Genomic DNA, 11,445 nt, shown 5'->3' with positions numbered 1-11,445 from the left:
GCCGAACATGTGCCCGAAAAAGANGAATCCTCNGNATTTCGGTCACAAGAAGCCGGAACATGTGCCCGAAAAGGAGAAATCCTCGGTATTTCGGACACAAGCTGATACCAAGTGAAACGCTTTGCTCCTTTTTTGCTATCCTATATAAGTTTCAAAGAATCCATCAGAATAAAAGTTCTTGTCAATAGTGTAAAACTGTGTAAATATATATGTCAAGACACCTGTTAATCCAGGAGGCTATCAATCTATGAAACACTATGATGTAATCATTATTGGCAGCGGCATTGCCGCGCTGCAATTGGCCAATAAATTAACGAAGGATTTAAATGTGATGATTCTCACAAAGGAGAATCTGACAAATGGAAATTCCTATCTTGCACAGGGCGGTGTGGCAGCGGCAGTTGCTCCGGGGGACGATGCTTACTTGCATTACCTCGACACAATGGAAGCGGGCGCACACCATAATGATGCCAAAGCTGTATTGGAAATGACCAAAAAAGCCCCTGATCTGATCAATGGCTTATGGCAATCAGGCTGCCGTTTTGATGAAGATGGACATGGCAACCTTCTTTTGGGAATGGAAGGGGCACACAGCGAAAAGAGGATTGTCCACAGCGGTGGTGACGAGACGGGCAGGCATATCGTCGAGTTCCTGATTTCTGATCTGCCCCCAAATATAACCGTTGAACAATCGACATACGTTTATGACCTTATTTTAAATCACGAAAAAACCCGATGTATCGGGGTAAAGGCGAAGCTTCCAGATGGAATGAATGAGGTATATCTTGCTCCGCATGTTGTACTGGCGACGGGCGGCTGCGGACAGATATATTCGTTTACTTCTAATGCGGAAACGGCCAGCGGGGATGGAATCGCCCTTGCCTATAGAGCTGGGGCTGAATTGGCGGATATGGAATTCATCCAGTTCCACCCGACCTTGCTGTATGTAGATGGAAAGACGAGAGGGCTTATTTCCGAAGCTGTCCGGGGCGAAGGTGCGGTGCTTGTCACGGAAGAAGGAAAACGAATCATGGAAGGCATTCACCCTTTAAAAGACCTGGCACCGAGGCATGTTGTCTCGCAGACAATTTATGACTACTCCCGAAGAGGCATTCAGATTTATTTGGATATAGCCTCGATAAAAGATTTTAGTTCAAGGTTCCCTACGATCAGCAAGCTTTGCAGGCAGCATGGGATCGAAATTGAAACAGGCTTAATACCTGTCGTTCCTGGCAGCCATTTTATCATGGGCGGGATTAAGACAGATTTGCAGGGACGAACAAGCATCCCAGGCTTGTATGCGATTGGTGAGGCGGCTTGTACCGGTATCCACGGGGCGAATAGACTGGCAAGCAATTCTTTATTGGAAGGCATGTTTGTCGGCGGGAATCTTGCTGGATGGATCAACAATCACCGTTCAGAGATACGGACAAGCGACAATATGCACATTCCGGTTCAGAATTTTTATGACGGTGAACTTCCAGAACTGGATTTGTTGAAACAAACGATGATGGACCGTACTGGGATTGTCCGGACAAAAGAGAAGCTGACACTACAGGCTGAATGGCTTGCACAGTTTCAGCACGAACAATGGCTGTATGCTGCGCTGGACCACTTATCGCAAGAACAATTAACCAGGGTGTTCATGTATATCACCGCCACATTGGTCACCCAGTCAGCGTTGGAGAGGACCGAGAGCAGGGGTGGCCATTATCGGAAAGATTTTCCATATGAAGATAACGCCAACTGGATGAAAAAACAGATCATCCATCAGCGGAAAAACGGAAAGGATGGGAAGCATGAACTCAATCAAACTGCGCTTGCTACTTGAACAATTTTTCATTGAAGATATCGGTGAACGTGACGTCACCAGTGAATTGATTTTCGGGAACGAAAGCCGGGGAACCATGGTGTTCATTGCGAAGGATGAAGGAATATTCTGCGGCGAGCAGATCATCAAAACCGGCTTTGGGCTGATGGATGAGAACAGCCAGGTAACCATGAAGGTGAAGGATGGCGAAAAAGTCGGCAAAGGGCAGGAACTGGCGTTGATTGACGGCAAGGTCTCCGCATTGTTAAAAGCGGAAAGAGTCGTTTTGAACCTCGTGCAGCGAATGAGCGGGATTGCCACAAAGACAAATGAAGCTGTAAAAGCATTGGACAGCATGAAGACAAGAATTTGTGATACTCGTAAAACAACCCCTGGCCTGCGGATGCTTGAAAAATATGCTGTCCGATGCGGCGGCGGATTCAATCATCGGTATGGCTTGTATGATGCGGTGATGATCAAGGACAATCACATCTCCTTTGCGGGTTCGATCAGTAATGCGGTAGAAGCAGTCCGCGCAAACCTTGGTCATATGGTGAAGGTTGAGGTGGAGATTGAAACAAAGGATCAGCTTTTCGAAGCTATCGAAGCGAAGGCTGATTGCATCATGTTCGATAACCGGACGCCGGAACAAATTCAAGAATGGATTGGTTATGTACCAGAAGGCATAGCAACCGAGGCCTCAGGCGGCATCACGCTCGATACGCTGCATAGCTACAGGAATTGCGGAGTGGATTATATTTCATTGGGATTCGTGACACATTCTGTGAAATCACTCGATATTAGTGCAAAAGTGCTGGCTGATACGAAAGGGGATGTACAATATGAATATATTGGAGACGCTCGAAGCTAAATCAAAAATGCTTCCTGAAAAATACCGAAACATGTCCGTTCGGGAACTTGAGGACATGATAAAGGACATTAAGGCAAAAATGGGCAAAAAGCTGTTCATACCTGGACATCATTATCAAAAAGATGAAGTCATCCAATTTGCCGATGCGACGGGTGATTCATTGAAACTTGCCCAGCTGTCTGCCGAGAACAGGGAAGCAGAACATATTGTGTTTTGCGGTGTCCATTTCATGGCGGAGACGGCTGACATTTTAACGACTGAACAGCAGAAGGTCTACCTGCCTGACATGAGAGCCGGCTGTTCAATGGCAGACATGGCAGATATATACCAGACAGAACGCGCATGGGAGTTCCTGCAGGTGTTATTTGGAGATACAATTTTGCCATTGACGTATGTCAACTCGACTGCAGCGATTAAATCATTTGTCGGTGCTAATGGCGGGGCAACAGTTACATCCTCCAACGCCGAAAAGATGGTACGCTGGGCTTTTTCGAAAAAAGAACGCTTGCTCTTCCTTCCAGATCAGCATTTAGGCAGGAATACGGCTTTCAATATCGGAATCGGGCTTGATGAAATGGCCGTTTACAATCCGATTGAGAACATCCTGGAGTTCGATGGCCCTCTTGAAAAAGTAAAGGTGATCCTCTGGAAAGGCCATTGCTCGGTGCATGAGAATTTTACAATGGAAAATATCAAGGATGTGCGGACAAGATATCCTGATATGAAAATCATTGTCCATCCTGAATGCCGTCATGAAGTGGTAGCACTTGCTGACATGGCAGGATCAACAAATTACATTATTGAGGCAATCGAAGCGTCGCCTGCAGGAACATCCTGGGCGATTGGTACAGAGATGAATCTGGTGAACCGGCTGATTTCACAGCATCCAGATAAAAAAATCATTTCCTTGAACCCGCATATGTGCCCGTGCCTGACGATGAACAGGATTGATCTGCAGCATCTTGCCTGGAGCCTGGATTCAGTTTTTCATTGTCAGGAAATCAATCTCATAAAAGTTGATGAAAAAACAGCATTTAACGCGAAGCTTGCCTTGAATCGCATGCTTGAGCAATCATGATTGCAATCCTTCCCGGACTGGGGAGGATTTTTTTTATGGGAAAAGCTTAATCTGACGGCGAAAAACATATTTATTTACATAGATGCATAAGTTTTTTTGAAGATTGTTAGCAATTTGCCCACACCAACATAGAATATATGGACTTATGCCATAGGAGGGAATCAGAGTGAAAATCCATATCGTACAGAAAGGGGATACTCTTTGGAAGATCGCCAAGAAGTACGGCGTGAACTTTGAAGAGCTGAAACAGATGAACGCCCAGCTCAGCAACCCTGATATGATTATGCCCGGTATGAAAATAAAAGTTCCGACTGGTGGAGGGACAGTAAAGAAAGAAGCTCCCATTTCCGGTGGAACGCCTCAAGCAAAAATCAATATGGGTGGCAAGAAGGAAATGCCGATTGCCAAAGAGAAACCGATGCCAATTCCAGAAGTAAAGAAAGAAGCACCAAAAGAGGCGCCTGTTAAGGAACAGCCGAAAATGGAAATGCCTAAACCTGTTCCACAGGAAGAACCGGTTAAACCATATAAACCGAAAATGCCAGTACAAATCAAGCCGGAAATCGATATCAACAATTACTATATGATGAACATGGCTAATATGCAGCTCCCGCCACAGCCTAAACCACAGCCGAAGCCACAGCCAAAGCCACAGCCACAGCCAAAGCCACAGCCGAAAGCCCAGCCAAAAGCTCAGCCGCAGCTCCCGCCAAAACCTGATAATATTTTCCCGGAAGTCAAACCAGAGGCTAAGCAAGTTAAACCACAGGTAAAGCCGGATGTAAAGCCGCTGCCTCCAAAAGCAGAGGTGAAACCGAAATCAGAAATAAAGCCAGATATAAAAGTTGAAAAGAATAACTACATGGATGAATCACCATCAATGATGCCATTCGTTCAAGGAGGTTACCAGCAGCCAATGATTCCATACCCTTATAATTGTTATCCAGGTGCACCCTCGATGTCAGGCCCTGCATATGGTTATCCAGGTTCCCAACAAATGCCTTACCCTCAGGTACAGGGAGTTTCCCAGTATCCAGGCATGATGCCGAACATGGCATTGCCGGCAGAGGAAATGGAATCATCATCTTTTGCGAATATGCAGAGCCCGGTAATGGGTGAAAACATGCCTCATTATGGTGCACCGCAGATGACTGGACCGACTTATTATGGTGTGCCGATTTCACCAGTTATGCCTGGCCCGGGGTACATCCCTCAGCAGCAGATGCCATACATGCCGCAGGTCGGCGGAATGATGGATAATCAAATGCCGCAGGTTGGCGGAATGATGGATAACCAGCCAATGCCTCAAGTAGGCGGAATGATGGACGACGAATCCTCAGAAATGCCAATGATGCCTCAGATGCCGATGATGCCGCAGGTCGGCGGAATGATGGAAAACCAGATGCCTCAAGTAGGCGGGATGATGCAAGGCCAGATGCCGATGATGCCGCAGGTCGGCGGAATGATGGAAAACCAAATGCCGCAGGTTGGCGGAATGATGCAGGGCCAGATGCCGATGATGCCGCAGGTCGGTGGAATGATGGAAAACCAAATGCCGCAGGGCCAGATGCCGATGATGCCGCAAGTAGGCGGAATGATGGATAATCAAATGGCACCTCAAGTAGGCGGAATGATGAAGCACCCAATGATGCCGAAGCAGCCAATGCAAGGTGCTGGAGGAGATTGTGGCTGTGGCGGCTCGATGGGTAACCCTTATGGATCAATGGGCAGCCCGTATGGCATGATGGACCCAGGAATGCAGCCTTCCCCAATGATGCCTTATGGCGGCTATCCTGGTGCACAGGGTATGCCTATGTACCCTCACCAAGGCCAAATGGGCATGGGGCCTCAGGGATTCATGAATCCATATGGAGCAGGTCCAATGGGTGGAGGATACGGAATGCCAATGCCAATGCCAAGATTTGATGAAGAGAGTAATGAATATTAACATCAGGAGAGGTGGAGACGATTATTTTTTCAATCGTCTCTTCTCTTATGTGAACAGCGAATTGGACGGCAATATTCAAGGAATGGAACAGTTGAGGGGAAATGTCTATCTCGTTGAGACAGAGGATACCCGATTCATTTTAAAAGGATATAATGATTTACGGAAATTAAAGATTCAGGAAGCGTTTGCTTCGTCATTAAGACAATCGGGATTTGGCAGCTCTTATGGATTTGTAAGGATGAACAAGCCTCTTCAATTCGAGGGTTTATATTACGGCTGCATTGAGTATATTGACCAACATGAAAATCGATTTGACTATGGATTACAGGCAGACAGGGACGAAGGAATCAAACTTTTGGATAAGTTTCATGACCATACTTCACTACTAGCTTCCTCATACGCAGGGATGCTTCCAAGAGGAGATCTGGCAAGAAAATGGCATCACCGGAAAAAAGAATTCACGACAAATTTGCAGGCTGTCCATTTTTATGTGAACAGCGCCGTCACAGGTGAGGTTCTCAATTGGGCCGAAGTTTCTCTGAAAAATTTTGATGCCTCAAAAAGAGAGCTGGAACAGGAACAGCCAGTCATCCTTCATGGCGATGTGGCCCACCATAATTTTCTTCGGTCTAAAGAGGGAAGATTGTATCTGATTGATTATGATTTGATCAGCCTGGGACCGAGAGCCTACGATATGCTTCAGTATGCGAACCGGATCCTGCCATTTCTGGACTGGGATTTTGAATCCCTGGAAAAAATCGGCCATTTAAAAAAATGGCTGGGGTATGAAGCGTTTTTACATGGGCTATTGTATCCTGCCGATATCCTGAGGGAATGGAACAGGCTGTTAAGAGAAAAAAATCATATATCCCCATACAGGCTTTCTCCTCTGATCGAGATGACGATCAACCAGTTTCAGCAAAGGAAAAAATTCCATGATGATGTTACATCACGGCTTCATTCATGGAAATGATTTGGACGTATCTGTCAGAATGAAAATCCATCCCCATCCACACTCTAATAAATGAGCATGAAAGAATGCTCATTTTAGCTGGGATGGGGGTTTTTCGTTTGAACAAGAAAATGTTGTTCGTTCCTATAGCCTCACTGCTTACGTTAGGGCTGACGGCTTGCAATGGGAATAATGAGGCTGCTATTCAAAGTACAGACAGGAACCAGAGCCAGCCATTTGGCTATTATTCAAATGAAAAAGGAAACGAAATTGATGTCATGGACGACAGGGAGGGGGCGCTTACAGAACTTTTTGACCACAATTTTGGCAAAGAGGGAGCCGCTGAAGAAAATAGAAAGCGCAAGATGCTCCAGTCACTGGATGAAAATGGGAACCCTCCGAATCCAACTGTTCCGCGTTCCGACCATGACCATAATTTTTTCCAGAAGGACAATAAATACAGCCGTGGCGATCTCAATTATCATGGACATTTGAGTGAACACAGGGGAAGCGGCAAAGCAGGGATTTACTCCAATACGGAGCAAGATAACAAAATGGCACGCACAGTCGCAAGTGCAGCAGAGTCCGTCGATAATGTCGATAAGGTAAGGTCCGTGCTGTTTGGCCGTGAAGTTGAAATTGCGGTGTCCTACAAGGATAAATCACTGAAAAAACAAACAGATAAGAAAATCAAAAAAGCTGTCCGCCCCTATACCGAAGGCAGGGAACTACGCATCATCGAGGATGAAGGAACCTTCAGCAGGACAAGGAATATTGATTATGACCGGAAAAATGGCAATCCGCGTGAAAGCATTAACTTCAATCCTTAATGAAAGATAGAAGGCAGATCACAATCTCGCCTTCTATTTTCATGTTTCAAGACAGATTTTGTTTTCATTGCTATTGAAAATCACAATTACCCCATTACCCTACAAACAAACACCTGATTTTTCTCATATCACCAGCCATTCAAAAAAATCACTTCCCCCTTTTAAGAAAGGCATCCGCAAGCAATTATCCGATGCAAATCTGCAAAGGGATAATTAAAACCTGATTGGCTATACTAGTAGTGAAAAAGAGTTTCAACACTTTTGGTAAATAAGAGAGGTGGACGGCAATGGCTTCAATCAATTTAATCAAAGCGTTCAGCACTGCTGTATTGCTCCTAATCAGTCTGTCGGGAGCTGGTCCAGTACTTCCCGGAGGGCAGGTTCATGCTGAGAAGCCTGGTGAAGCAGTCCATGAAATCAATGAACCTCTTAACGTCACGATCATTTTGCAAAGGGTCTATCTTGATGGTGAAATGAGTGAGGAAAAGGTCGTGGAGACGATTTGGTCGCTGGAAGACTTCTGGGCCAAATATGATAAATGGCAGCTTGTCGATATGGAAGCTAAGAAAGCGGTGTTCAGGCAGGACGTTGATGATATTTCTCCGCTCCTGAAGGCAAATGGATATTTCGGCCTGTCAGATGAAGGGGTACTGACTATTTTTAATGGAAGGCCCGATGGTTCGAATATCATTCAATCGTTCTTTCAAATTGACCTTGGCAGACTTGAGAGCATTAAGCGGGATCAATTGAAAAAAGGAATTCCCATCCGCAGTAAGCAATGCTATGAAGAGGTCCTCGAGACCTTTAAACCATATACGGTGAAGGATTTACATTGAAGAGCCGGGATGACTGGCTCTTATTTGCGTTTCTTATGTTGTCGAAGAAAAATAGTGGTTGTGAAATGATCATACGTTCGCCTTTTTGCATATTTTTATTCATCCCTTTAAAAAGAGTATGTTAAAATGAGTTACAGCAAAGCAGAGGGGCGAGAGTATTGTATGAATTCATAAAAGGCACCGTCGATTTTGTCGGTCCTGAATATATAGTGATTGAAAACGGGGGTATTGGCTATCAAATCATGACGCCAAATCCTTTTGTATTCACAAAAGAAGCAGGCAAAGAGATTTGTATTTTTACATATCAATATGTCCGTGAAGACCTTATTTCCCTGTACGGGTTCAAGACTCGTGAAGAAAAGGCGCTCTTCACCAGGCTTTTGAATGTTTCCGGCATCGGGCCGAAAGGGGCTTTGGCCATCCTTGCGTCAGGAGAACCGGGCCAGGTTGTCCAGGCAATTGAAAGTGAGGATGAATCATTCCTCGTCAAGTTTCCTGGGGTAGGCAAGAAGACTGCAAGACAAATGATCCTGGATCTGAAGGGGAAGCTGCATGACCTTGTACCGGATTACTTCCCTAATCTTTTCAATGCCGATGAGGTGGCTGCGACGATTTCCCAGTCCAATGAATTCGATGAGGCGGTGCTGGCTCTGAAGGCACTTGGGTACTCGGAAAAAGAAATCCGCAAAATCACTCCGGATCTGAAAAAAGAGCAATTGACTACTGACCAGTACATCAAGAAAGCATTGCAAAAGCTTTTGAAGTAAACTGATTGATAACAGACCAGTTGACCGGCCGGTTTGGTTATCCAGCATAAAAGAGGTGAGAAATTGATGGAAGAACGAATCATCTCCAGTGAAGCGGGCGACCAGGATGTTTCATTTGAGCAAAGCCTGCGTCCACAGACTTTAAGACAATATATCGGCCAGGATAAAGTGAAGGCCAATCTTGAGGTGTTTATCGAAGCAGCAAAAATGAGGCGGGAAACGCTTGACCATGTGCTGCTTTATGGACCACCAGGCCTGGGGAAGACTACACTGGCGGCGATCATCGCCAATGAAATGGGTGTCAATCTCAGGACGACTTCAGGGCCGGCGATCGAAAGGCCTGGTGATTTGGCGGCAATTCTGACGGCTCTGGAACCTGGCGATGTTCTGTTCATTGATGAAATTCACAGGCTGCCGAGAACGATTGAGGAAGTGCTCTATCCAGCAATGGAGGATTTCTGCCTCGACATCGTCATCGGAAAAGGGCCAAGTGCACGGTCTGTCAGGCTTGATCTGCCCCCATTCACGCTCGTTGGGGCGACAACCCGTGCTGGTTCCCTGTCGGCACCATTAAGAGACAGGTTTGGAGTATTGAGCCGTTTGGAATACTATAATGAGGTACAGCTAACCGATATCGTGGTCAGGACAGCCGAGCTTTTGGAAACGGAGATCGACTGGCTTGCGGCTCAAGAACTCGCGAGAAGATCGCGAGGAACGCCAAGGATTGCCAATCGCCTGTTGAAGCGTGTACGTGATTTTGCGCAGGTACGGGGCAATGGTGCGGTTGAGGAGACACTTGCCCGGGAAGCGTTGGAGCTCATGCAGGTCGACCGTTTGGGCCTTGACCATATCGACCATAAATTGCTCAAGGGCATCATTGAAAAATACCGGGGCGGCCCGGTTGGCTTAGAGACGATCTCTGCAACGATTGGAGAGGAATCGCAGACAATCGAAGATGTGTATGAACCGTATCTGTTGCAGATCGGGTTTTTGCAGAGGACTCCAAGGGGAAGAATTGTAACGGAGGCTGTATACCGACATTTTGAAATGGAGGTGCCTGAACGATGACAGGAGCAGCGAAGTTCATCATGATCGCCGGAGCAGTCATCTTCATCATTGGCTTCATCATGCAGTTTATCAATTTAGGCAGATTGCCGGGTGACATTGTCATTAAAAAGGGAAACACAACCTTTTATTTCCCAATCGTGACATCCATCTTGGCAAGCATCATCTTATCAGCGATCTTTTACTTGATCGGCCGATTCAGATAAGGTTATATCGTAAAATTATATAGAAACTTATTAGTAAGGGTGACAACATGAAAGTAAATATGTTTGATTTTCATTTGCCAGAGGAACTGATTGCACAGACTCCGCTTGAACAAAGAGCGGAAAGCAGACTGATGGTTTTGAATAAAGAAACAGGCAGCCTGGATCATGATGTTTTCAAGAACATCAAAAAGTATCTTAAGCCTGGCGATTGCCTCGTCCTGAATGACACCAAGGTGCTTCCTGCAAGGCTTTTTGGCTTGAAAGAGGATACAGGGGCGAAAATTGAAGTGCTGCTTCTGAAACAGCTTGAGGGTGACGAGTGGGAAACGCTTATTAAACCAGCGAAAAGAGTAAAGGAAGGCACGAAGATCATATTTGGTGATGGCCTTTTGACAGCGGTATGCACCGGGGAAGCCGAACACGGAGGCAGGAGCTTGAAGTTTTCCTATGAAGGCATTTTCTATGAAGTGCTCGAACAGCTTGGGGAAATGCCGCTTCCTCCTTATATCAAGGAGCAGCTGGAGGATAAGGACAGGTATCAGACCGTTTACGCAAGGGAAAGAGGATCTGCGGCAGCGCCGACGGCGGGCTTGCATTTTACCGAGAGCCTGCTCGAAGAAATCAAAGAGATGGGCGTCCATATCGCCTTTATTACCCTCCATGTCGGACTGGGGACGTTCAGGCCTGTGAGTGTTGATTCGATTGAGGAGCACGATATGCACTCTGAATTTTACCAGGTTACCGAAGGGACTGCATTGCTTCTGAACACCGTCCGTGAACAGGGCGGCCGGATCATCACTGTGGGAACGACATCGACCCGGACACTTGAAACGATCGCAACAGCAAACGACGGTAAATTTGTCGCGGAAAATGGCTGGACAAGCATTTTCATCTACCCTGGTTATGAATTCAAGGCAATCGACGGGATGATCACCAATTTCCACTTGCCGAAGTCGACACTGATCATGCTGGTCAGCGCTTTGGCTGGACGGGAAAATGTCCTGAATGCCTATAATAAAGCAGTAGAGGAAAGATATCGCTTTTTCAGTTTCGGAGATGCGATGCTGATTCTATAGTAAAAA

At 46.1% G+C, this 11,445-nt stretch carries 11 protein-coding genes; all 11 read left to right on the top strand.

Annotated features, from left to right (window positions below):
- Window positions 1–247 precede the first annotated feature (247 nt).
- The 11 genes from nadB to queA all read left to right on the top strand — a co-directional run bounded on the left by nadB (window position 248) and on the right by queA (window position 11,439).
- A complete protein-coding gene (gene nadB, locus ACNAZ4_RS13425) occupies window positions 248–1,831 on the top strand; it encodes an L-aspartate oxidase (protein WP_415815047.1) in 1,584 nt (527 codons plus the stop codon).
- Window positions 1,800–2,681 (top strand): carboxylating nicotinate-nucleotide diphosphorylase, encoded by an 882-nt coding sequence (gene nadC, locus ACNAZ4_RS13420; RefSeq protein WP_415815046.1) that lies wholly within the window; start codon window positions 1,800–1,802, stop codon window positions 2,679–2,681. The genes nadB and nadC overlap by 32 nt, the downstream gene beginning before the upstream one ends.
- Window positions 2,653–3,759: a quinolinate synthase NadA gene (gene nadA, locus ACNAZ4_RS13415; RefSeq protein WP_415815045.1), complete on the top strand. Its 1,107-nt coding sequence runs from the start codon at window positions 2,653–2,655 to the stop codon at window positions 3,757–3,759. The genes nadC and nadA overlap by 29 nt, the downstream gene beginning before the upstream one ends.
- A 166-nt stretch (window positions 3,760–3,925) precedes the next feature.
- Window positions 3,926–5,707: a SafA/ExsA family spore coat assembly protein gene (gene safA / locus ACNAZ4_RS13410; protein ID WP_415815044.1), complete on the top strand. Its 1,782-nt coding sequence runs from the start codon at window positions 3,926–3,928 to the stop codon at window positions 5,705–5,707.
- Window positions 5,697–6,680: a phosphotransferase gene (locus tag ACNAZ4_RS13405; RefSeq protein ID WP_415815043.1), complete on the top strand. Its 984-nt coding sequence runs from the start codon at window positions 5,697–5,699 to the stop codon at window positions 6,678–6,680. Before safA ends, ACNAZ4_RS13405 begins: the two co-directional genes overlap by 11 nt.
- A gap of 98 nt (window positions 6,681–6,778) precedes the next feature.
- Complete coding sequence (locus ACNAZ4_RS13400; RefSeq protein WP_415815042.1) at window positions 6,779–7,489, top strand: YhcN/YlaJ family sporulation lipoprotein; 711 nt, start codon at window positions 6,779–6,781, stop codon at window positions 7,487–7,489.
- Between the two features lie 287 nt (window positions 7,490–7,776).
- On the top strand, window positions 7,777–8,325 hold the full coding sequence (locus tag ACNAZ4_RS13395) for a BofC C-terminal domain-containing protein (protein ID WP_415815041.1): 549 nt from the start codon (window positions 7,777–7,779) through the stop codon (window positions 8,323–8,325).
- Window positions 8,326–8,483: 158 nt separating this feature from the next.
- Window positions 8,484–9,092 (top strand): Holliday junction branch migration protein RuvA, encoded by a 609-nt coding sequence (gene ruvA / locus ACNAZ4_RS13390; protein ID WP_415815040.1) that lies wholly within the window; start codon window positions 8,484–8,486, stop codon window positions 9,090–9,092.
- Between the two features lie 66 nt (window positions 9,093–9,158).
- On the top strand, window positions 9,159–10,160 hold the full coding sequence (gene ruvB, locus ACNAZ4_RS13385; RefSeq protein WP_415815039.1) for a Holliday junction branch migration DNA helicase RuvB: 1,002 nt from the start codon (window positions 9,159–9,161) through the stop codon (window positions 10,158–10,160).
- Window positions 10,157–10,363, top strand: coding sequence for a DUF2905 domain-containing protein (locus ACNAZ4_RS13380; protein ID WP_415815038.1), 207 nt, complete (start codon window positions 10,157–10,159; stop codon window positions 10,361–10,363). Before ruvB ends, ACNAZ4_RS13380 begins: the two co-directional genes overlap by 4 nt.
- A 47-nt stretch (window positions 10,364–10,410) precedes the next feature.
- Window positions 10,411–11,439: a tRNA preQ1(34) S-adenosylmethionine ribosyltransferase-isomerase QueA gene (queA, locus tag ACNAZ4_RS13375; RefSeq protein ID WP_415815037.1), complete on the top strand. Its 1,029-nt coding sequence runs from the start codon at window positions 10,411–10,413 to the stop codon at window positions 11,437–11,439.
- Window positions 11,440–11,445 lie beyond the last annotated feature (6 nt).

Source organism: Mesobacillus thioparans, assembly GCF_965138835.1.
Taxonomy (GTDB): Bacteria; Bacillota; Bacilli; order Bacillales; family Cytobacillaceae; genus Mesobacillus; species Mesobacillus thioparans.
This window is presented reverse-complemented; position numbering and strand designations above follow the sequence as displayed.

Coding starts and splice junctions, on each gene's coding strand:
- nadB (WP_415815047.1), top strand. CDS start 248: ATGAAACACTATGATGTAATCATTATTGGCAGCGGCATTGCCGCGCTG.
- nadC (WP_415815046.1), top strand. CDS start 1,800: ATGAACTCAATCAAACTGCGCTTGCTACTTGAACAATTTTTCATTGAA.
- nadA (WP_415815045.1), top strand. CDS start 2,653: ATGAATATATTGGAGACGCTCGAAGCTAAATCAAAAATGCTTCCTGAA.
- ACNAZ4_RS13405 (WP_415815043.1), top strand. CDS start 5,697: ATGAATATTAACATCAGGAGAGGTGGAGACGATTATTTTTTCAATCGT.
- ACNAZ4_RS13395 (WP_415815041.1), top strand. CDS start 7,777: ATGGCTTCAATCAATTTAATCAAAGCGTTCAGCACTGCTGTATTGCTC.
- ruvB (WP_415815039.1), top strand. CDS start 9,159: ATGGAAGAACGAATCATCTCCAGTGAAGCGGGCGACCAGGATGTTTCA.
- ACNAZ4_RS13380 (WP_415815038.1), top strand. CDS start 10,157: ATGACAGGAGCAGCGAAGTTCATCATGATCGCCGGAGCAGTCATCTTC.
- queA (WP_415815037.1), top strand. CDS start 10,411: ATGAAAGTAAATATGTTTGATTTTCATTTGCCAGAGGAACTGATTGCA.